15 protein-coding genes and 1 pseudogene are annotated in these 22,743 nt (G+C 36.7%); 14 read left to right on the top strand and 2 right to left on the bottom strand.

The features are described from left to right. The 6 genes and pseudogenes from G7A72_RS16310 to G7A72_RS16280 all read left to right on the top strand — a co-directional run bounded on the left by G7A72_RS16310 (position 1) and on the right by G7A72_RS16280 (position 8,666). Positions 1 to 3,078 carry a DNA polymerase III subunit alpha gene (locus tag G7A72_RS16310; protein ID WP_165153500.1) on the top strand — a complete coding sequence of 1,026 codons (3,078 nt, stop codon included), beginning with the start codon at positions 1 to 3 and terminating at the stop codon, positions 3,076 to 3,078. Between the two features lie 75 nt (positions 3,079 to 3,153). After that, a complete protein-coding gene (locus tag G7A72_RS16305) occupies positions 3,154 to 4,533 on the top strand; it encodes an exonuclease domain-containing protein (RefSeq protein ID WP_165153498.1) in 1,380 nt (459 codons plus the stop codon). A gap of 646 nt (positions 4,534 to 5,179) precedes the next feature. Next, the gene (locus G7A72_RS16300) at positions 5,180 to 6,109 is read left to right on the top strand and encodes an alpha/beta hydrolase (RefSeq protein WP_241258547.1); all 930 of its coding nucleotides are present in this window, start codon (positions 5,180 to 5,182) and stop codon (positions 6,107 to 6,109) included. 331 nt (positions 6,110 to 6,440) lie between these two features. Next, a pseudogene (xseA, locus tag G7A72_RS16295) lies at positions 6,441 to 7,832 on the top strand (exodeoxyribonuclease VII large subunit). Between the two features lies 1 nt (position 7,833). Beyond that, positions 7,834 to 8,031, top strand: a complete 198-nt coding sequence (gene xseB / locus G7A72_RS16285) for an exodeoxyribonuclease VII small subunit (RefSeq protein ID WP_113637178.1) — start codon at positions 7,834 to 7,836, stop codon at positions 8,029 to 8,031. Positions 8,032 to 8,048: 17 nt separating this feature from the next. Further along, positions 8,049 to 8,666, top strand: coding sequence for an SOS response-associated peptidase (locus tag G7A72_RS16280; protein WP_165153492.1), 618 nt, complete (start codon positions 8,049 to 8,051; stop codon positions 8,664 to 8,666). Here G7A72_RS16280 and G7A72_RS16275 read toward each other — a convergent pair. Together G7A72_RS16275 and istB are read right to left on the bottom strand one after the other, a co-directional pair. Then, positions 8,661 to 9,050 (bottom strand): hypothetical protein, encoded by a 390-nt coding sequence (locus G7A72_RS16275; RefSeq protein WP_165153490.1) that lies wholly within the window; start codon positions 9,048 to 9,050, stop codon positions 8,661 to 8,663. The genes G7A72_RS16280 and G7A72_RS16275 overlap by 6 nt on opposite strands. Before the next feature lie 161 nt (positions 9,051 to 9,211). After that, positions 9,212 to 9,886 (bottom strand): IS21-like element helper ATPase IstB, encoded by a 675-nt coding sequence (istB, locus tag G7A72_RS16270; protein WP_241258546.1) that lies wholly within the window; start codon positions 9,884 to 9,886, stop codon positions 9,212 to 9,214. Positions 9,887 to 10,643: 757 nt separating this feature from the next. Here istB and G7A72_RS16265 point away from each other — a divergent pair. The 8 genes from G7A72_RS16265 to G7A72_RS16230 all read left to right on the top strand — a co-directional run bounded on the left by G7A72_RS16265 (position 10,644) and on the right by G7A72_RS16230 (position 22,169). Beyond that, positions 10,644 to 11,477: a helix-turn-helix domain-containing protein gene (locus G7A72_RS16265; RefSeq protein ID WP_165153488.1), complete on the top strand. Its 834-nt coding sequence runs from the start codon at positions 10,644 to 10,646 to the stop codon at positions 11,475 to 11,477. 91 nt (positions 11,478 to 11,568) lie between these two features. Next, entirely contained in the window at positions 11,569 to 12,879 is a 1,311-nt protein-coding gene (locus G7A72_RS16260) for a TolC family protein (RefSeq protein ID WP_165153486.1), read from the top strand. Positions 12,880 to 12,896: 17 nt separating this feature from the next. Further along, positions 12,897 to 14,051, top strand: a complete 1,155-nt coding sequence (locus G7A72_RS16255; protein WP_206531512.1) for an HlyD family secretion protein — start codon at positions 12,897 to 12,899, stop codon at positions 14,049 to 14,051. Beyond that, on the top strand, positions 14,051 to 15,655 hold the full coding sequence (locus G7A72_RS16250) for an MFS transporter (RefSeq protein WP_206531511.1): 1,605 nt from the start codon (positions 14,051 to 14,053) through the stop codon (positions 15,653 to 15,655). Before G7A72_RS16255 ends, G7A72_RS16250 begins: the two co-directional genes overlap by 1 nt. Before the next feature lie 1,014 nt (positions 15,656 to 16,669). Beyond that, positions 16,670 to 17,566 (top strand): 3-hydroxyacyl-CoA dehydrogenase, encoded by an 897-nt coding sequence (locus tag G7A72_RS16245; protein WP_165153484.1) that lies wholly within the window; start codon positions 16,670 to 16,672, stop codon positions 17,564 to 17,566. A 1,443-nt stretch (positions 17,567 to 19,009) separates the two neighbouring features. Beyond that, positions 19,010 to 20,044, top strand: coding sequence for a DUF932 domain-containing protein (locus tag G7A72_RS16240; RefSeq protein ID WP_165153482.1), 1,035 nt, complete (start codon positions 19,010 to 19,012; stop codon positions 20,042 to 20,044). Positions 20,045 to 21,051: 1,007 nt separating this feature from the next. After that, positions 21,052 to 21,330 (top strand): transposase, encoded by a 279-nt coding sequence (locus G7A72_RS16235; protein ID WP_165151468.1) that lies wholly within the window; start codon positions 21,052 to 21,054, stop codon positions 21,328 to 21,330. A 23-nt stretch (positions 21,331 to 21,353) separates the two neighbouring features. Then, the gene (locus G7A72_RS16230) at positions 21,354 to 22,169 is read left to right on the top strand and encodes an IS3 family transposase (RefSeq protein WP_241258508.1); all 816 of its coding nucleotides are present in this window, start codon (positions 21,354 to 21,356) and stop codon (positions 22,167 to 22,169) included. Positions 22,170 to 22,743 lie beyond the last annotated feature (574 nt).

The raw sequence follows: 22,743 nt of genomic DNA, 5'->3' as shown, positions 1-22,743 counted from the left end.
ATGTACCTTAACTGCCATTCTTTTCATTCCCTGCGCTACGGCACCATACCGCTGTTGGATCTTATCCAGCAGGCTGTTGTTTGTGGCGTTAAGACAATGGCATTAACGGACATCAACACGGTTACCGGTATTTATGATTTTACAAAAGCCTGTCACGAAGTTGCGATTAAACCACTGGTCGGAATAGAATTTCGCTACAACCATCAATTGCGCTACATCGGTTTGGCTAAAAATGCAGATGGGCTCGCCGAAATGAACCGCTTTCTGACCCACCATAATTTTGAAGGTACTGCTTTACCGTTGACAGCACCTTCATTTAATAATGTCTGTATTATTTATCCTTTCGAAAATAAGCCAGTCGTATTAAAAGAACATGAATTTATAGGCATTGCTACAGATCAGCTTCCCAAATTATTTCTTCCCGAATGGAATTCTTGGCTTAGCAAAATGGTGATTTTACAATCAGTCACCTTCCGGACTAAAAGAGAATTCAATCTGCACAAAATTCTTCGAGCTATTGATACCAATGTGATTTTGTCCAAATTGACTGTGGACGATTATTGCAAGACATCTGAAGTAATGATTTCTTTGGAGGAACTGCTTTCGAAATTTGAGGAGTATCCGCAGATCATCGAAAACACGCAGAAACTGATGGATCAGTGTCATTTTGAATTCGACTTCAAAACGCCCAAAAACAAAAAATACTATTCTGGAAGTAAGGAAAGCGATATGCAGCTTTTGACGAAATTAGCTTACGAAGGAGTATTAAAAAAATACGGTGCCGCCAATCCGCAAGCGCTAGCAAGAGTAGAAAAAGAATTAAAGGTGATTGACCAATTGGAATTCAGCGGCTATTTCCTCATCACTTGGGACATCATTCAATACAGCATGAGTCAGGGCTTTTTGCATATCGGTCGAGGTAGCGGTGCCAACAGTATCGTGAGTTATTGTCTGGGTATCACGGACATCTGCCCTATTGAACTCGATTTGTATTTTGAAAGGTTCCTGAATGTGAACCGCAAGAGTCCGCCCGATTTTGACATTGACTGGTCCTGGAAAGAACGTGATACCATTCTCCGATACATTTTTGACACTTATGGCGCGGATCATGTTGCTTTCTGTGGAACCAATGTGGAATTTAAGTACCGCTCCATATTCCGGGAAGTGGGTAAGGTTTTTGGTTTGCCCAAGGAAGAATTGGATGCGCTGGCTAAAAACCCAATGGCGTTACATGATAAAAATCAAATCGTAAAGTTAGTGCAGGAATACGGCATGCTACTCGAAAAATACCCCAATCAAAGAAGTATGCATTCCTGTGGTATCTTGATTTCCGAAGAACCCATTACCAATTACACGCCTTTGGAAATGCCTCCGAAAGGGTTTCCAATAGTGTTGTTCGACATGCACATTGCAGAAGATATTGGTTTTGAAAAGTTTGATATTCTGAGCCAGCGCGGGATTGGTCACATCGATGACAGTGTGAAACTTATTGAGAAAAATCAAGGGATTAAAGTCGATATCCGAGATACTGCTATATCAAAAAATGAGGCGAAGGCGAATCATTTTCTAAGCCACGGAAAAACCATTGGATGCTTTTATATCGAAAGCCCCGCCATGCGTGGCTTGTTGCGCCGTCTCAAATGTGATAATTATAAGACTCTCGTAGCCGCCTCATCTATTATTCGACCGGGTGTCGCTCAATCGGGTATGATGAAAGAATACATTTTCCGACACAACCATCCGGATCGTTTCGAATACTTTCATGACGTTTTTAAGGAACAACTAGGAGAAACCTATGGGGTGATGGTCTATCAGGAAGACGTCATCAAGATTGCTTTACATTATGCAGGGCTTCCTGCAGCCGATGGAGATATTCTGCGTCGAGCCATGAGCGGGAAAGGACGCTCCAAATCAGCATTGCAAAAAGTAAAAGACAATTACTTTGCCTGCTGTGCCCAAAAAGGACATCCAGTAAAGTTAAGCGAAGAAATATACCGACAAATTGAATCTTTTGCTGGCTATTCCTTCTGTAAGGCACATTCCGCTTCTTATGCTGTCGAGAGTTACCAAAGTCTTTATCTTAAGGTCTACTACCCTATTGAATTTATGGTAGCGGTCATCAACAACCAAGGTGGATTTTACCGTACCGAAGTCTATGTTCATGAAGCTAAAATGTCGGGGGCTACCATTCAGAATCCCTGTGTCAACAAGAGCGACTTTGAAACTACGGTTTATGGTACCGATGTCTATTTGGGTTTCATGCATCTGGAAGGGTTGGAAAGTAGACTAGCGCATTTTATAGTTAAACAACGCCAGGAACGGGGCGAATTCATCTCTTTGGAAGATTTTATCAACCGCATTCCAATAGGTATTGAAGGGATCCAGATTCTGATTTTTATCGGAGCATTCCGTTTTACCGGTAAAACAAAAAACCAATTGCTGGTGATCGCCAGACTCATTTTGGTAAACTTCAAACCCGAAAACAGAAATTTAATGTTGCTGCAGGAACCTATCAAAGAATATGAACTGCCTATACTTGAACGCTCCCCTTTTGAAGATGCCTTTGATGAAATCGAGCTGCTGAGTTTTCCGGTTTCCTGTACTCCATTCGATTTGTTGCAGACCAAATATCGGGGGGACGTAATGGCAAAAGATTTATTAAAGCACCATAAAAAAACGGTGAAGATGCTCGCCTATCTTATCTCCAGAAAGCACGTACCCACCAAAATGGGTGCCATGTATTTTGGAACTTGGGTCGACATCGAAGGGGAATATTTCGACACGGCGCATTTTACTAAAAGTTTGGAGAAATATCCGTTCCAAGGCGGTGGCTGTTATTTGCTATTAGGAACTGTGGAAGTGGATTACCACTTTCCTACTATTACCATTTCCAAAATGGCTAAAATGCCGTTCCTCCCCGATCCAAGATATTCAAACACTTCTGATAGGCAATATAAAGTGCACGAACAGATTCGGGAAGATGTCAGCATGACCCAACGGGCACCGTATCCTCAGGAACATGAAATTAACCTGCCGAGGCATAAAATGGTAGTAGGTGCAAAAAAAGAGTCAGTTTGACCATTTGACGGTTGGAGACCAGAGCACTTTGAACTTTTACACAAGATTATCAATATCATTCACGTTAAATATTAGATGAAAAAACAGGAATACGCAATAGTAGATATAGAAACCACAGGCGGGAATGCCAGTGGCAGCCGCATTACAGAAATTGCCATAATTATCCATAACGGAACTAGTATAATCGACCGCTGGGAAACGCTCGTCAACCCAGAAAAGGAAATACCGCTTGCCATTTTTTCGCTTACCGGCATTAACAATGAAATGGTACGGGATGCACCTATTTTTGATGCCATTTCAGAAAAGGTTTTAGAAATGCTTACCGGACGCATTTTCGTTGCCCATAATGTGAACTTTGATTATTCGTTTGTTCGGCACCAACTCGAAGCAAGCGGTTTCAAATGGACTGCGCCAAAATTGTGTACCGTTCGAGCCGCAAGAAAGATTAAATCGGGACTGGCTTCATATAGCTTGGGAAGGCTTTGCCAATCCTTAGATATTCCTTTGACAAACCAGCACCGCGCTGGTGGTGATGCAGATGCCACTGCCATACTATTTTCCCGTTTGCTGGAATGGGACGTTGAAGGTGTAATCGAAAAAATGATAAAAAAAACTTCTCAAGACCAGCGCTTGCCTCCCAACCTGCCGCCTGCTGATTTTGAGCAATTACCGGATAAAACAGGGGTGTATTATTTTTACGATCAGACAAGAAAAGTGATTTACGTAGGAAAGGCGATCAACTTAAAAAAACGGGTCGCTTCCCATTTCAGTGGTCATAATATCACGCCTCAAAGGCAAAACTTTCTGAGAGACATACATGGTATTTCCTTTGAAGTTTGTGCCACCGAATTAATGGCGCTGCTACTGGAGTGTACCGAAATCAAAAAGCTCTGGCCCACCTACAACAGAGCACTCAAACGTTTTGACCCTAAATATGGACTGTATGAGTATGAAGCCCGCAGCGGATATCGGTATCTGGCTATTGGAAAGCTGGGCAAATTTCAGACGTGCATTGAATCTTTCAATAGTTTATACAAAGGCATCAATGTATTGCGCAGCTTATCCGAACAATTTGGTATTGATAATCGATTCTGCAATTACGGCATGGACGACCACGGTGAATTTATCCCAAAACCGGACCGGAGCGATTTACCTGAAGTGGTACAACACAACGAACAAGTCGAAAACGCTATTGATTTTTTAGTAAAAAACAGACCCAGCTTTGCCATTATAGACAAAGGAAGATCTGCTGAAGAACGCAGTTGCATTTGGGTTGAAAACGGTCACTTTTATGGCATGGGATATATCGCATCGGATATTGGTTTTACGGATCCCTCTGAGATAAAAGATCATGTGACTCCTTACAAAAGCAACCAGTACACTGTAGATTTAATCCTTGCTTATGCTGAGAAATATCCCGGAAAAGTTCTTTTTAAACAGCTCCAGAAGGAATGATAGCTTATCTCAATTGCATTTAAATATTTACATCAGATGGTAGTGGAAAAAAATTTATTGACATTCCGGAAACGAAACCTGTACTGTTTTTTTACTCAACATATTGTATCTTTAATTGTAATTTTTACGAGGTATGTTTTATGGAAACCATCAAATTAGCTAGAAAAGAATTATACGATATAGTATCGTCAACAACACTTACAAAGTTGACGCAGCAGTATACATACACGAATGTCAAAATAAAAAAATTGTACAGAAAATTTGAAATCTGTTTCCGCTGAATTGCTTTCAGTCCTTATTCTTTTTAGCAATAGAAAAATTAACCTAATCCATCGATCTTAATTGGAAAATGAAATGCTGTATATAAAATGAAACTCCAATAAATAAAATAGGACCTAGCCTAACCAAATTCCAATAATAATAAAATACAGACTAAATAGGAAAACTTACCCTTTCCTTCACAATAAAAATGAATGAGATTATCTCCATCCAATCACGCTAGTGTAATAAAGTCATATATTTGAGATATACTAAAGTTAAACAACCCTTCAATAAGCTAACCATTTTGGCTGCTTAGAAAAAGGTTTGTTTAGCTTTTAAACTAATTTCCAGCAAGAGTAGAACAACATCTAAAGAACAAGATAAAATGACAAAAATTTTAATTATGCTTTTAGCTTTTGCTTTTTCTACAATTAGTAGCCATGCACAAACTAAGACCAAAATAGAGAAAGTTTTCCTCGACAAAACAGACACAACAAAAAATTGTTATACAATAATTTATCCTTCAAAACTTCCTTGGACAGGATATTTATTTTTAATTCCAGGTTTCGGAGAAACGGCAGAAAAAGTTTTACAACAAACCGACTTACCAAATAAATTAGCTGAAAATGGAATATTGACTATTATTCCAACTTTCCAAGATGGAGTTTTATCATTTGGTGTAGACAGTTTAAGCCAAAAAAATTTTAAGAGAATTTTAAAAGATATAACTTCTAAACACAAATTAACTGACCTAAAATTTTATGTCGGCGGTTTTTCAATTGGTGGCAGTTGTGCTATAAAATATGCTGAAAATCCAATAATAAAACCAACAGCCGTTTTTGCTATTGATCCACCACTTGACTTTGAAAGATTTTATAATTCAGCAAAACGAGATATTAGACTTTCAAAAGAAAACGAAGCTAATCCAGAGAACATTTATATGATAGAAAGACTTGAAAAAGAAACTGGGGGAAATCCCATAAATAATCTTGCCGCATATTACAATCTTTCCCCTTACTCATTTTCAGACACTACTCAAAACGCTATTAAAATGTTGACAAATATACCTTTGAGAATTTATACAGAACCTGATTTTGATTGGTGGTTAAAAGAACGAAATGCTGATTTTACAAACATGAACGCATCGGAATGTTCCGCAATGATTAATGAACTAAACAGACTTGGAAATGAAAAAGCTAAATTGATAACAACACAAAATAAAGGTTTCAGAAAACCTGATAATAAAAGACATCCGCATTCTTGGAGTATTGTGGACAATGATGAATTAATAGTATGGCTACTAAATCAGAAATAACGTCAGATGTAAAGGCGGTTTTGCGCAACTACTGTTTTTGCGTTTGCAGGAACGCACTTTTTAATAACTTCATTCATTTCCGCCGATAGTACTCAATTCCAATTTCCGCAACTGTCGCAATGCCACAAAACTTTCGCTCCGTATAACATTCTGTATTCATTATAATTAATATATAGTGCCGATTTTCCTCTTATTCCTAATCTCTATATTCTATTTTACGTCTTTCAAACCAAACTAATAATCACCATCCAATAAAAAAAATGATAAAACTGCTTTATCTTTGAAGCAAAATATAAAGATAACCTCTTATATACATAAATCTAAAAACAGTATGCCTGAGAAAATCAATGACAAAACTATTTTTTCGCTGCTGGAGGTAACGAACAGTATTAAAAAAACGTTAGAAGATAGGTATAAAAGCGCATTTTGGATTAAAGCTGAAATGAACAAACTGAATCATTACAGTCAATCCGGTCATTGCTTTCCCGAAATAATAGAAAAAGTAAACGGTAAAATAATTGCGCAAATAAAAGCAACGTTATGGCGTGATGATTACCAAAACATAAATCGCAATTTTCTACGAATACTAAAAGAACCACTCAAAGATGGAATCAAAATTCTATTCCTTGCTAAAATATCTTTTGATCCGGCTTTTGGACTTTCACTTCAAATAATTGATATTGATCCCCAATACACGTTAGGAGATTTAGAAAATGAAAAGCGGGAAACAATCAAAAAGCTACAACTGGAGGGTATTTATGATAAAAACAAAAAGTTAGAACTCTCTTTTTTACCCCAACGAATTGCAATAATTTCGGTAGAAACCAGCAAAGGCTTTGGTGATTTTATAGATGTAATTGATAAAAATTCGTGGAATTATAAATTCTTTTATCTTTTGTTTCCATCCATACTGCAAGGAGACAAAGCAGTACCCGGCATTATTTCACAATTAGAAAAAATTAGAAAAGTAATCCATCATTTCGATGCAGTCGCCATTATCAGAGGTGGCGGTGGTGATGTGGGCTTATCCTGTTACAACAATTACGAATTGGCTAAAGCAATTACCCTATTTCCACTCCCTGTAATCACCGGCATTGGCCATGTCACAAATGAAACGGTATGCGAAATGATTGCACATACCAATGCCATAACACCAACAAAACTAGCGGAATTCCTATTACAAAAATTCCATAATTTTTCGGTTCCTATTCAAAAAGCCAAAGAAAAAATAGCAGACAAATCCAGACGATTACTTAGCGAGGAAAATACAAAACTAGAATCCGAACTTAAATTATTTCGCTCTATAACGGTTTCTATTCTCAACAATGATGAAAATCGAATTAAAAATGCCAGTTATGCCATTCAGCAGCAATCACAATTTATAGTAAAAAACAACTACGGAAAGTTAAATGTACTACAAGCCAAAACACGCATTGCAACTAAATTCAATCTGAATCAATTAAAAGTAGCGGTAATTCAATTGCAGGAAAAATTAGAATTGCACCCCATACTGTAACTTAAAAATTCCGAACTTGCATTGGAAAATATTGAAAAAAATATTCAAATTATGGATCCTATAAATGTTTTAAAAAGAGGTTTTAGCATCACATATTTAAATGGAAAAGCTGTCAAAGATGTTTCCCAATTGGAAGAAGGCGCAGCAATAAATACAATGCTATTTAGCGGTACAATAGACAGTACAATCACAAAAATCAAAGAATAAAATGGAAGAACAATTGAACTATACAAATGCTTTTGAGGAGCTACAACAAATTGTGACAGAAATAGAGCATGGAGAAATCTCTGTTGATGAACTATCTGCAAAAGTAAAAAGAGCAACAGCATTAATTAAATTTTGCAAATTAAAATTAACCACAACTGAAGAGGATGTGAATGCAATTTTAAAAGAACTCGAAAATTAATTATCATAGAAAATAGTATGTGTTTTCACACCAAACAAACCAAACTAGCGTTAGAAGTACAAAGCAGGTTCAATGCAACTATTGACAATCCAATGGAATTCAAGCCAAGTGCTACTATCGATGGTTTTGCATATCCTAAAACTCCTGTAATTATTTATGAAAAACCAAACGTCATCACCCATTACAATTGGGGTTTAATTCCACCATGGACTATGGACGAGGAAATTAAAAAATACACGCTAAACGCAAAAATAGAAACAGTTCACCAAAAACCGTCCTTCAAAAATTCAGTGGATAAAAGATGCTTGGTGATTGCTAATGGCTATTACGAATGGCAATGGTTGGATCCAAAGGGGAAAGCAAAACAAAAATACGAATTGTGTTTACCTAACGAAGAATTGTTTGCTTTTGCGGGTTTATATTCCCATTGGATAGATAAAGAAACCGGAGAAATCAAAAATACCTACACGATACTCACCACAGAAGCCAATCCACTTTTAGCTGAAATACACAATCATAAAAAAAGAATGCCGGTAGTTTTAAAAAGAGAAGAAGAATCCAAATGGTTAAATCATGAGCCAATAGAACACTTTGCTTTTCCTTATTCAGTAGATTTAGTGGCTATTAAATTATAGTCCGCCAAAATCAAATACGATTGTTTTTTCATTTTTAAAGTCTCCTTGCTCTTCTAATAGGACACTATAAACAGGTATGGTATTTTGAATAAGGGTCAAAAAAGCTTGTTTAACGGCTAGAGGTTCAGCATCCTGAAGAAAACCCAAAATAATCTGAGGTACATCAAATCGGAATAAAACGCCATCAAACAACAAATCATCAATTCCATCTGAACCATTATCCGGAACAAGACCAAAATGATTGATTATAGTCGAATCCTGTTGCAACAAGGCAATAGCTTCCGGTAGAAAATGGGGAAATAATTCATCATCTGTTAAGCCACTAGGAATAGCAAAAACAGAAGTTTCTATTATCAGGGAGAGCATTAAAGAGTCATTGTCCATTGTTATATTTTTTATAAAATTACAAAAAAATATTTTACAGGTAATTGGTTTTTAATAAAGTATAGGTGCAAATTCCAGTGATATTGACCTCCTAATTCCAATTTAAAGCGATCAACCCATTTTTTATTAAAAAATACTTTTTTTCATCTGTTAATTAGTATTCAAATATACTTAAATAGTAGCTTTTGTTTATGCCTTTTTTTTCTCATAGATTCACCATGTAATTCGAGTCGGTGGGATTGATGAATCAGTCTATCCAAAATGGCATCAGCTATGGTTTCTTCTCCGATTATGTCGTACCAACCTTGCACTGGGATTTGTGAGGTTACAATAATAGAACCATTGTTATGACGGTCTTCAATGATCTCTAAAAGGGTAATTCGGTTACTGCTATCTAAAGCTTGGAGTCCAAAATCGTCTAATATAATAACATCTTGCCGTTCTATTTTGGCCAATTCTCGCAGGTAAGAGCCATCTGCTTTAGCCATTTTTAATTTAGTAAACAGCTTAGAAGTATTAAAATAACTTACTTTAAAACCTTGGATACAGGCTTGATAACCTAATGCGGTGCCTAAATAACTTTTGCCTACACCAGTGCTTCCTGTGATTAAAATGTTTTCATTTTTTTCTATAAATTCGCATTCTGCCAGACGCAGTATGGTGTTTCGATCCAGATTACGGGTTTGGTCAAAATTGATATTTTCAATATTTGACTTGTAATGGAATCGGGCGTTGGTGATACTGCGGGCAATACGCCGATTGTGCCTTTCATCCCATTCGGCATCAATAAGCATTGATACAAACTGATCGAGCGTGTAATGGTCTGTTTTTTCCACTTTCAATGGCTGTTTTAAAGGCATTGTGCATGCCGTAAAGCTTCATTTGTTTCATTTTTGTTACTGTGCTTTCATTCATATTTACTGTGTTTTAATTATAATACTGTTTTCCTCTGATGTTTCCGTGAATTGGAAGTTCCTGCTCAGGTTCTTGTTCATATTCGATATGATCTAAGTTGTTTTCTAAAATATTTTGAATGGTCTTAAAATTGTAAATTTTAAAATAAAATACTCGTTTACAAGCATTTATTAATTACTCTTTCCCTACCTTTTTTTCGAAGTTTAATAATGCCAAACATCTTTTATAAGCCTGCTCAGGGTGATTTCTACTTTCAAATATTTGCAAAATATATGCTGCTACTGACTTGTCAATACTACTAGCCCAATCAATGAATCGGGTAGCACTCCACTGGGCTACAAATTGATGATAACTTTAAAACTTAATCCTAGCACTTCAAAGAAAGAAATATACTTCTTTACCGCATTTCAATAAAGGGATAAACACTTGTTTATGATTAACTTACTTTTTTTATTTACAGCAGAATTTAATTGCTTTTCTAATTTTACTCATGTCTGTTATTTTGTTTGTAATAATCCTTGTTTTTTTTAACGAATGTATGGTGCTAATAACATGAAAAAGTTAGTAGTTTTAATGGTCAATTGTACCCCAAAATCAGGTGGTAAATTTGAACTGGAAAGTGGTGGTCAGTTTGACCGGTTTTTCAAGTAAATAATTAACTTTGCTAAAAATGTAACTTTGGAAAAGCCTATCCAGATTTTTGATGCTCACAATATTTTTGATTTTATCGAAATCAATCACCCGTATCATACAGAGAATCCCGCATTTTTAATTCTGAAGAAAGGGAAACTAATTTTTACCGAAAACCTAAACAGAATAGAGCTTGAAGAAAATTATGTTGCGCTAGTCGATTCACGTGAAGTTTATGAAATTCTTGAAATTAGTGACGATCTGGAAATATTTCTGGTTGCTTTTAACCGCGAATACACAGAAAAACTTCCACTGAAGATCAACCGACTTAATGCCTACGTTTACTTCCAGAATGAATTGGTGCGTAATTTTAAGCTACCAACATCGCAGTTTGAAAAAATTTGGAAAAATGTAGACCTTCTGAAAAATATTTTGGAGAGTGAAGACTTTACCACACATCATGACGAGATCGTCCGGCATGTTTTTTCGTCTTTAGTCTATCAGTTCGGAGATACCGTTTCTAAAAATTCAGATTTTTCAAAGCAAAAAATTTCCAGAAAACAAGAACTCGTCCTTCATTTCCTAAAAAACGTAGGGGAACATTTTCTGAAAGAAAAGGAGGTTACCTTTTATGCCGAACAACAATTCATTACTTCCAGACATCTTTCAGCTGTATTGAAAGAAGTAACAGGTAACACGGCAGGACAGCTTATTGCTGCTTTTGTCCTGAAGGAAGCCAAAGCGCAGCTATCTTCCTCTGATAAATCGATCTATCAGATTTCGATGGATCTTAAGTTTAGTGATCAATATTCCTTTGGTCATTTTTTCAAGAAGCATTCCGGTGAAAGCCCACAAGTTTATCGCAAGCGCTTCAAAAGCTAATTCTTACTTTTGAACATTTTATTCATCGTTTCGGTCATTTCCTATGGGATAGGATATTTTATATCTTTGTATAATCAAAACAACGGAAAATATGAAACTGAAAAACAGAATGACTCTTTTATTGCTGAGTCTGTTTATTTTCACTGCCAATGCTCAAATTTCGGAACGTAAAATGTCACTGGATGAAGTGCTGCAAATAGCTTTAGAAAATCACCCACAGCTCAAACTTTCAAAAGAAAATATTCAGATCACAAGACAGCAAACAAGAATTGTCGAACTGCAGAAACTGCCCACAATCAATGCCTCGGCCAATGCATTTTATCTTGGAGATGCGTTAATACTTGATAAGAACTTCTCGAAAGTAGCTACTTTAAGTATGCCTCATTTCGGAAATACTTATGGCGTTCAGGCTTCGGAACTGATTTTTAAAGGTGGAATTGTAAAAAAATCCATAGAAATATCGGAACTTAGAGAGCAGCTTTCGGAACTGGATTTAGAGAAGGATCAACAAAATATAAAGTTTCTGGTCACTTCGAATTATCTGGATATCTACAAAATGATCAACCAAAAAAATGTATTCCTTAACAATCAGAAACTGGCTACAGAACGTCTTGAAAACGTAAAGAAATTTTACAAACAAGGTATGGTGACCAGAAATGAAATCATCCGTGGGGAACTTTTACTGAAGAATCTTCAGCAGGGAATCTTGGTTCTGGATAACAACCGTGCGAGCATAAATTATCAGTTAACAACCGCGATGGGAATCTCAACAGATATCCTTATTGAGCCAACTGATTCTTTCACTGATATCCCGGAAGCAAAGGGTCTGCAGTTTTATCTGGAATTGGCTCATCAAAATCACCCTATTTTGAAATCAGCTCAAACGGGAATCAAGATGGCTGGTAAAAATATTGAAATAATTAAGACGGACAGAATGCCAACGATTGCAGCGTTTGGCGGATACAATATGGCTAGACCGATTACGGCTGTAATACCAGCTCAGGATTTTTACACCAATTCCTGGCAGACGGGAATTTCTGTAAGCTACAGCATTGATAATCTTTATAAGACCAAAGAGAAAGTACGCTTAGGTAAGTTTCAGCTCAATCAGGCCAACATCGTGCTTGACTTGCAGCTACAGCAACTTGATGTACAGACTAACGCTGCTTACCTGAAATGGCAGGAAGCGGTGAAACAAGCTCAACTTTATAAGGAAAGTGAAGCACTTGCCAATGAAAACTATAAAATCGTCGAAGCTAAGTATCTTAATCAGCTCGCTTTGCAGGCTGACATGACCGATGCGATAAACGCTAAATTGGAAGCGGAGTTGTTATTTGCTAACAGTGAGATCAACGTGCACTATCAGTATTATAATTTAATGAAAACAACAGGAACCTTATAAAAACTAAATCAATAGATATGTCAGAACAAACTCCAAATACCGCAAATACAATTCCGACTGAAACCGAAGCAAATGCTTCAGGGCAAATGGTTGAAGCAAAAGAGGCGGTGGCTCCTAAAAAACCTAAGAAAAAAAACAATAACGTTAAAACAACTGTCATCAACTTAATCGTTTTTGCGATTGCGGTTATCGGATTTTATTGGCTTGTCACCGAGTACTTTCATTTGAATGACGATAATTTTACTAATTCCGCACAGGTAGAAGAATTTATAAATCCGTTGAACACAAGAGTTCCGGGTTATATCAAAGAGATTAAATACAAAGAACATGCGGCGGTAAAAAAAGGGGACACTTTGGTGATTCTGGATGAACGTGAACTTCTAACCCAATTGGCACAGGCAGAAGCGGCGTATCAAAATGCGGTGGCCTCTAGAAATGTTACCTCTTCGGCAGTCAATACGGTTTCGAATAACGTAAATGTGGCCAATGCTAACATAGCGGGTGCGAAAGCGAGACTTTGGAATGCTGAACAGAATATGAACCGCTATAAAAATCTTCTAGCTTCTGAAGCCGTAACCAGACAACAATACGACCAGGTAAAAACGGAGTATGATGCGACCAAAGCCATGTATCAAACCTTGATCAGCCAAAAAAACACAGCGAGTCTCGCTACCGGTGAAACCAGAAGCCGACTAGGTATAAACGATGCTGAAATTAAGAGAACAGCAGCCATGTTGGATATGGCTAAAATTAATGTTTCATACACAGTGATTACAGCTCCCTATGACGGAATCATGGGCAGGAGGCTTATTAATGAAGGTCAACTGCTGCAAGCCGGTCAGCAATTAGGTACCATTGTATTGAATGGTCAAAAGTGGATTACTGCTAACTTTCTGGAAAGCCAGATGCATCGTGTTAAAGTTGGTGAAAAGTTGAATGTGACTGTGGACGCTTTAGGCGGAAAAAAATTAGTAGGTCAGGTGACTGCCATCTCTGCCGCCACAGGATCAAAATATTCGAATGTTCCCGTTGATAATTCCACAGGAAACTTTGTGAAAGTGCAACAGAGAATCCCAGTAAGGATTGAATTCACCTCAGAAAACAAAGAAGAAGATTTGAACCAGCTCCGTGCCGGTATGAATGTAAATGTGACTTTAAACAAACCGCAATAATGGCTGATTATAATCAAGGGCTTTACAAAAGCTGGGTGCCCAAGCCCGTACAGCTTTTGCTCATTGTGGTATTTACTTTTTTTATTTTATCCATGAATCCTATAAACGCAGGGAACATTGGGTTGATGGTAGGCGATTTAGGAACCATGCAGGAATACTTGGTTATGGCCAATTTTGCCACATTTATCGGAATGGGAGCGTCTATACCTCTAATTTTGAGGGCGAAGTTGAGATTCCGTTCTAAAGAGATTATGGTATTTTCACTTGCTGTAACTGCGTTGCTTTCATTTGTTATTGGCACCACTAATTCCCCGGAACTCATTATAGCCAGTTCATTCCTGATGGGATTTCTCAAGATGTTGATGTTGATGGAATTCATCCTGCCACTGATGTTTATTTTAACTCCTGACGGGAAAAGAGGAAAATTTTATTCTGTCTTTTACCCTTTTTCGATTGTTACGGGAAATATTTCGGGTTATTATTTCGCAAAACTAGCCTACGAGACGACATGGCAATATCCGCATTTACTTACGGCGGGGCTCTGTTTGTTGTTAATCATGATTTCATTGCTATTCCAGCATAATCAACGTTTCGCGCGCAAAATGCCCTTGTTCCAGATTGACTGGTTGAGTGTCGTTTTTTTTGCTGGCACCTTTCTTTTTATGTCTTACTTTCTGTCTTTTGGAAAAACGCTAAATTGGTTTGATGCTCGAAATATCCGCATTTCCTTTTGGGGTTCTTTGATTAGTTTTGTGCTACTTACTTTGCGACAGTTGCAGTTAAAGAGGAGTTACATTTCCTTTGGTATTTTTACTAAAAGTAATGTAAAGAGCGGCTTAATTATGTTGCTTTTTATGGGGGTTTTCCTGGGTTCAAGTTCTTTGCAGAATACCTTTACGGTCGGAATTTTGGGATACGATATAGTGACCAATGCATCGTTGAACCTGATGATGATTCCGGGTGTGATTTTGGCGGGAGTGATTGCCTATTTTTGGTTTAAAAATGAGTGGCCGATAAAGATGTTCATTTTCTCGGGTTTCGCGGCTTTCTTCCTTAATTCAGTAATGATGTATTTCATGATGGTTAATGAGTTTAATTACGAAGGTTGGCTTATGCCCATGTTTTTTAAAGGTTATGGATTAAGTGCAATATATATTGCGGTTTGGTTTTATATTCTCGATAAACTTGAATTGGAGCCAATGCTTCAGGCGATTGGACTTGTTTTGGTATTCCGGAGTTTTGTGGCCACTGCTGTATTTTCGTCCTTTTTCTCCTGGCTGCAGTATCAGTTTCAGTGGGAGAGTGTGAATAATCTTGCAGTGTATCTCGATGGTAATTTGATGCCGTCGCAAGTTGCATTATCTGGCTACAAGAACATTCAGCTCAATGCAATTTTAGCCGCTAACAAAAAAATATACGGCCTTATCTGTATCGCTGCCATCGGGATGATGATTTATGTACTACAGCATCATTTCGGGAAGCTCAGGTTTTCAAGGTTTCGATGGACAAAAGCCAGGTTTAACGGTGCTTTAAGAGAGAGAAAAACAAAATTACTGCGTGAAACATTGGAAAAAATAGAAGATGCGGCAGGAGCACCGTTATAATGGTGAGGCAAACTCCACTTCATGTATTGCTGAATCTGTTCTATGATTGTTCTCCCACGTTCCACTTTCCATATACCTTTCCCGAATGGGTTGAATCATTGCCAAGATGGTTCAGGTCGATTTGCTTTTGTATTCCAGAATCGAACCTCATAAAGGAAATAAAAAGTATATTATGTAGATGTAAATTTAGAAACAGGCTTACCAAATTTGGTTAACAAACCATTTATTGATAACATTCAAGGTCGAGCTTGGACAAAATTGGGACAAAGATAATCGTGGTTCTTATTTTGTGATGTTTGCAGTCGAAGTATTGTAATCGCACGCTTCTCACTTCCATGCTGCGCAGGCTGCAGCCTTAGAGCAAACCGATGGGAATTTTGTGCTTGAGAAATGTGGCTTTTTGGGGCAGGTTGAGTATTTTAAGGTCATTCAAAAATAAACATTCAACAAGATTTCTTCTGTGCTATTTTTAGTAGCAATCTGCAATAAATTATTGTCAATGATCTGCAAGAGGAATTGAAAATTAAAAATAAAGACAAAAAATAAGATCAAAAGATAAATATTAATTTGTCTTATGGTTTCTGAAAAATAGAATTCTAGAATTGCTTTTTAAAGAAGCTCGTTTGGAACAGTTTTTTAGTGATTTAGAATCTTTGTTTCTAAAAAACACTATTCCTATTCGACCAAATCGAAAATAGATAAGGTCTTTAGTGTTTGAAAATCAAAAAAATAAAATATGAAAAACCCTTACCTTAATGACATTGAGCTCGCACAAGTCTTTAGATTTACAAAGTAGTATTTTAGAAATTTTAAAGAAGACACTGTTCTGTAAGAAAAGAGCTAAAAATAAAAACACCTTTCATTACAATTGAAAAACCTATCAATAATACCTGAAATATTTAAAAATAAATCCAAATTCATTTGAAAATTATATCCTAAATTTGAGTAAAAATTAAATCAATTCACATCAACAACGTTGTGAAACTCGACAAGTAACTTTAAAACTAAAATATTATGAGCTTTAAAAATATAACTGTAGCCGGAAGCGGTGTTTTGGGTTATCAAATTGCCTTTCAAACTGCTTTTCATGGGTACAATGTTACCATCTATGATGTTAATGACGAAGTTTTGGCCAAAGCCAAAACAAAATTCACCGTTTTAAGTGAAGCCTACAAAAGCGATTTGCAGGCAACAAAAGAACAATTAGAGGTAGCTTATGCTAATTTAAGTTATTCCTCAGATTTAGCAGAAGCCTTAAAAGATGCTGATCTATTGATCGAAGCCGTTCCTGAAAACCCAAAAATCAAAATTGACTTTTATGAAAAATTAGCGGCAGTTTCTCCGGTTAAAACTATATTTGCAACTAATTCTTCTACAATGTTACCCAGTCAATTTGCAGCGTTTACCAAACGTCCTGAAAAATTTTTAGCATTGCACTTTGCAAATGAAATATGGAAGCACAACACAGCAGAAATAATGGGACATCCCGGAACTGCGACCGAAGTATTTGATGCTGTTGTAGCCTTTACAAAAACTATAGGAATGGTGGCCTTACCATTACATAAAGAGCAACCTGGATACATTGTGAATTCCCTACTGGTGCCATTATTAACTGCTGCAACCAACTTATTGGTAAACGGAGTTTCTGATGTAGAAACAATTGATAAAACATGGATGGTTGCAACAGGAGCGCCTGTTGGTCCTTTTGGAATTTTAGATGTTGTAGGCATCACAACTGCCTACAATATCAACAAAATGGCCGCGGATGCTACACAAGATCCAATTAAAATTAAAACTGTAGAATATTTAAAAGAAAACTTTATTGACAAAGGTAAACTAGGAGTGGACACAGGCGAAGGATTTTATAAATACCCTAATCCAGCATATAAGAAAGATGGTTTTTTGAAATAAAAAATCATCTTTCTTTTTATTTTTTTAATAATATATTGCAATTCTTTTCCCCACTGTGATTTTCTCTTATTCTAACCCGTTGGTGTGATTATTAAAAATACCCCACTGGCGCTCATTTGCAAAGTGAAATCAACCCCATCGCAAAGTGTTCCTCGAGAATGCTGCACAATAGTCTCTTACTTTGCGCCCACAAAAATGAGTCTTTATAATGATAAAAACAGAAAGCCACTCAAAGGAGTGGTTTTTGTTTATTGCAACCTTGAAGCAAAGGCAGTAAACTATGTAGAGTGCAAGAAAAATCATTCAAAAAATAAAAAATCTATTTTCAAATTTTTACTTACATTTAAATAAAAATTCATGAAAGAAGGGTATGTAATTCGTGATCAGACGCTTCCACATTTTATTACAGCGACAGTAGTAGATTGAGTTGATGTTTTCACAAGAAAAGCATAAAGGGATAACATTATAGAGCTAGTACGTTTATATTTAACAAACCAATTTTATTTAATATTCCCGTTTAACATCACGCGCAAACAAGCGGTCTCTCTTCGGTCGTTCTCTTTGTTCCGCTCGGCAGCTCCAGTCAGTCAACCTTACCTTTTCGTAAATACACTTTTGATTAATAAGCAATTCATTACTTCAGTTCGTTAGTTAGGTTTCCCTCCATCCCGCAGACACTTCACAGCACTAAAAAAAACAGCACTCCCGCTAAAAAAAGCGGGAAAGCTACTTTTTTTCACACTATTAATTCCCTCATCTTTATATACTTAATTTCTCCTGTCGATAGGGCTATTACATCCACAATTCCGCTTCATTCCGTTACACTCCGCAAGCTACGTTTCTCTGTATTCCAGCAGTATCATTTCTGTTACTCTATATTTCTTTTGAACATGCCGAAATGCCTTTAAAATGGATCTTTCAATTCCTACAGCGCTATCTAAAGAGGATTGCTTAACTTTTTTAATCTCTTATTAAACGGAGCTTGTTTACTTGCATGACTGTAGTGGTACCTGTCAGCAGTGCCGATTCTCCGTTTCAATTGAATTTGTCTAACTGTTTTTGATCCAATACCAAAGTAACTTTCAGCCTGCCCTAACAGGAGAATATTATGCCAAGAATACACTAGCCTTTCTATTAAACATAGATCCTCTCTTCTTACTGCATGTACTGCTAAATTTTTAGTCTGTAAGGTTTGCTGTTGCATGCTGTTTTCATTCCAAACGTACTAAAAGGCAGCTAAGATAGTGTCTCATGGTTGTTGCGAGCACATAATGGCTGCGTTGCACTGGCCACCCTTCGGGACTTATTGCTCTCCACATCCATAAGCCCCTTATTTCTTGCTTTCTTTTTTCCCGTTTTTTCTTTTGAAAACATTTATTGGAATGTGACGGATACAGAGGAAGGAATTCAAAAATTAATAGTACGAATCTAAATTAAAACATCATGGCACACAATCTTAATTTCAACGAGCAGACAGCAAAAGACAGCTTTTTCAGTGTTAAAGAAAAAGCATGGCACAATTTAGGGCAAATTATTCAAGACTATCCCACAAGTGCCGAGGCGATACTCCACGCGGGCTTAGACTATGAAGTGGAAAAAAGAAAACTTTTCACTCCAAGTCTACTAAACGGTACAATCGAAGTACCAAATTATTTCAGTACCGTACGCACCGATACTGATGCCATTTTAGGCGTAGTCGGTAAAGACTATCAAATTGTACAAAACAGGGATGCCTTTTCATTCTTTGATGCTATCGTAGATGGTGACGGTATGCTATACGAAACCGCAGGGGCGTTGGGCAAAGGGGAACGCATTTTTATAACTGCTAAACTGCCTAACTACATCCGCGTTGGTAAAGACGACCTTATCGAAAAGTATCTATTTCTAACGACTTCGCACGATGGAAGCGGAAGCATTACAGCTGCTTTTACCCCTATACGTATTGTATGTGCCAACACCCTGAACGCTGCCCTGCGCAACCAAAGCAATACCGTACGTATTCGCCATACTGCCAACGCCAAACAACGCTTGGAGCAGGCGCACAAAGTAATGGGAATTACCGATGTTTTATCAGAACAAATGGAAGCCATTTTCAACAATTGGTCTAAAGTGCGTATCGCAGACAATGACGTAAAAAAACTCATTCAGTCTGCTCTTGCTCCCAGCAAGGAGGTGCTTAAAAACCTGCAAGATGGCAGAGTGGACGAACTTTCGTCCTGTTTTGTCAATATGGTAGACAGTGCGTTTGAGTACGCCATGAGCGACCCTACTCAATTAATGAATACTACAAAAGGAACCGTTTTCGGGGCGTATAATGCCATTACTGGCTACTTTCAAAATGTTCGGTCCTATAAGGATCAACAAGCCAAACTGGCTTCTCTCTTAATGGGTGGTACAGGACAAATTCGAGTACAATCGGCATTTAATCTTTGTACCGATTTTGCAACTAATGGCGCCGATGCACTACTTCTTAATTAAACGATCAGGATAGGCAGTTTATACTGCCTGTCCTCATTTTTATCAAAGTGCTTTTAATTATTATCTCATATTGCATGCTATTTTTCTACCGCTGCATTGCTAATAACCACCAACCAAGACAATATCATCCTAGAAGAGACCGCTGGATGGCTCCCACTTCCGTATAACCCTGCACAAATGGTAGTACAGTAAGTAGTGTTTTTATGGTTCTTCCAAAACCTTCAAAAGACTTCATTCATCGAGGTGCTAAATGATAACGCCTTTGGAAGAACAGATTTTATATAGTAGGCAGATACTAGCCACTATAGAAGCATAACTATTAACGGATGTATTGCTTAAAATAGCAACCGCCGATATAGCACCGCCGCCCCGAAATCGCACCTTACTGCGTCGGACTCTTTTCGGGGCGCTTTGGATTGAATCAATTTCTATTATAGCGTAGAAAATTGTAAAATAATCCGCAGACTGCCACAATATACCGTCTTCTAATTATCAGTATTTTTTACGAACTATTTACCTTTTATATTTACAATAATTAATAGTGCGTCTGAAGCTTTAAAGTGAAGACCATCCAAAAGTTAGACCGTCCAAAAGATTGCTATCGAATTTTCTATATAGATCTGAGAACTGCTATAATGTTATTCGTATTTATTTTTTATTTGACAAACTAAAAGCGCTCATAATAATAATAATAATAATAGTAAATAACACCTCGCAAATAGTTCCTGATAAACCTCAAGAATAAAAAGTTTGAAATCAAGTAACTACACACCGATAATTGAATAAATTTTCCAAAATTAAGTTCCAAAATTCGTATACCTATTGTAGAATCAAAAATTTAAACATAGTCTCAAAAAAACTAGACTAGTTAATTCAACTGCTTAGCTCACAAAATTACTCTTGCTTCTTTTAATGAAGGTGTGGCTTCTGTTATGCTGACCCCCAAAATTCGGACAATATATCCCGACTAATTTAGATAGGAATAAAAACCTTAAATTAGCACTAATATGTCAAGAACAAGAAGAACCTTCGGAAAAGACTTCAAAGCCAAAGTTGTTTTGGAAGCCTTAAAAGAGAAAGATACCATCGAGGTATTAGCAAAAAAATACGAGTTGCTGCCCAACCAAATTTCAATGTGGAAGTCCGAAGCGATACGGAATCTTTCTGCGGTTTTTTCTGCAGAAAAAACGCTCGTTGCCAAAGATGAAATTCCAACAGAGAAACTCTATGCTCGAATAGGTCAGCTGACTTTGGAGAATGACTTTTTAAAAAAAAGTCTGGGTTAGTATCGATCAGTGAGCGAGTGAAAATGGTCGATACCCAAAATAAATTGAGCATTGTCAAACAATGTCGCTTATTAGAAATTCATCGTGGCGGTCTTTATTATAAAGCAAAACAGGAAAGTTTAGAGAACTTAAAAATAATGCAATTATTAGACCAACAGTATTTTAATACTCCATTTTATGGCTGCAGGAAACTGACGTTTTGGCTCAAGGATTTAGGTTTTAAAGTGAATCGCAAACGGGTAAAACGATTGATGCAAATCATCAATTGGCAAACCATTTATAGAGAACCTACAACAACAGTGAGTACTAAAGAACATAAGAAATACCCTTATTTACTCAAAGGTTTGAAGATTACCCATAAAAATCAGGTTTGGGCAACAGATATCACCTATATTCCTATGGCAAAAGGATTTATGTACTTGACTGCGATTATTGATTTGCATACAAGATTTGTTTTGAACTGGAGTGTAAGCAATACAATGAGTGCCGATTGGTGTGCCGATATTTTGCAAGAAACTATACAAAAGTATGGTGTGCCTGAAATTTTCAATACAGATCAAGGAAGTCAATACACCAGTGAGGTTCACACCAATGTACTATTAAACAATGAAATAAAAATTTCTATGGACGGTAAAGGAAGAGCTATTGACAACATTTTTATAGAAAGATTATGGAGGACAGTCAAATACGAGAATGTATATTTACAAGCATATACTGATGGAATCAGCCTTTATAGAGGACTCAAAGATTATTTTGAATTTTATAATACACGGCGAATTCATCAGTCACTAGATTATGGAACGCCTTATAATAATTATTACAAAAAAGAAGTGGCATAAAATCAGAATAACTTTTTTTGGCTTCTTAAAACAGCCAAAAGTTATCTCCGATTTTAACCAAGATAATAGAATATAAAACTAAAAACCTATCTTAAATCGTTGAGATTTCTGTCTGAAAAATGGGTACAGCATACTGTAAAACCATAAAAAAATTTGTGGTACAATAATCATACTAAAAAATAGTATTGACTATTTACTTAAACCTCTTAATATAAATAAATTTTCGCCTCTGAATCAAAGATCTTATTTAATACCTATATGCCTTGCACGAACTCGAGTTATAAGGATTTAAAGTTATAAAAGTCAAAAAAAATCTATTAATAGAGTATGAAAACCCAAAACGAGAGATTGTATATCTACCCTAAAGATGTAAAATGTATAACCGGGAAGAGTTATCGTCAAAGCATTAGACTACTCCAAAAAATAAGAAAGGACCTAGATAAGCTGCAAAATGAGTTTGTGTAAATCGAGGAGTTTTGTCAATACACTAGCCTAAAAATTGAACAGGTTGATCCGTTGATAATTGGATGAAATTTGTTTTATGCCAGTGAAAATAATTAGTCTTAATAGCTAT

The organism is Flavobacterium sp. Sr18 (assembly GCF_011064265.1).
Taxonomy (GTDB): Bacteria; Bacteroidota; Bacteroidia; order Flavobacteriales; family Flavobacteriaceae; genus Flavobacterium; species Flavobacterium petrolei.
This window is presented reverse-complemented; position numbering and strand designations above follow the sequence as displayed.

Bases quoted from the DNA above. Each gene is read 5' to 3' on its own strand.
- G7A72_RS16310 (WP_165153500.1), top strand. From the start codon at position 1: ATGTACCTTAACTGCCATTCTTTTCATTCCCTGCGCTACGGCACCATA.
- G7A72_RS16305 (WP_165153498.1), top strand. From the start codon at position 3,154: ATGAAAAAACAGGAATACGCAATAGTAGATATAGAAACCACAGGCGGG.
- G7A72_RS16300 (WP_241258547.1), top strand. From the start codon at position 5,180: ATGACAAAAATTTTAATTATGCTTTTAGCTTTTGCTTTTTCTACAATT.
- xseB (WP_113637178.1), top strand. From the start codon at position 7,834: ATGGAAGAACAATTGAACTATACAAATGCTTTTGAGGAGCTACAACAA.
- G7A72_RS16280 (WP_165153492.1), top strand. From the start codon at position 8,049: ATGTGTTTTCACACCAAACAAACCAAACTAGCGTTAGAAGTACAAAGC.
- G7A72_RS16275 (WP_165153490.1), bottom strand. From the start codon at position 9,050: ATGGACAATGACTCTTTAATGCTCTCCCTGATAATAGAAACTTCTGTT.
- G7A72_RS16260 (WP_165153486.1), top strand. From the start codon at position 11,569: ATGAAACTGAAAAACAGAATGACTCTTTTATTGCTGAGTCTGTTTATT.
- G7A72_RS16255 (WP_206531512.1), top strand. From the start codon at position 12,897: ATGTCAGAACAAACTCCAAATACCGCAAATACAATTCCGACTGAAACC.
- G7A72_RS16250 (WP_206531511.1), top strand. From the start codon at position 14,051: ATGGCTGATTATAATCAAGGGCTTTACAAAAGCTGGGTGCCCAAGCCC.
- G7A72_RS16245 (WP_165153484.1), top strand. From the start codon at position 16,670: ATGAGCTTTAAAAATATAACTGTAGCCGGAAGCGGTGTTTTGGGTTAT.
- G7A72_RS16240 (WP_165153482.1), top strand. From the start codon at position 19,010: ATGGCACACAATCTTAATTTCAACGAGCAGACAGCAAAAGACAGCTTT.
- G7A72_RS16235 (WP_165151468.1), top strand. From the start codon at position 21,052: ATGTCAAGAACAAGAAGAACCTTCGGAAAAGACTTCAAAGCCAAAGTT.
- G7A72_RS16230 (WP_241258508.1), top strand. From the start codon at position 21,354: ATGGTCGATACCCAAAATAAATTGAGCATTGTCAAACAATGTCGCTTA.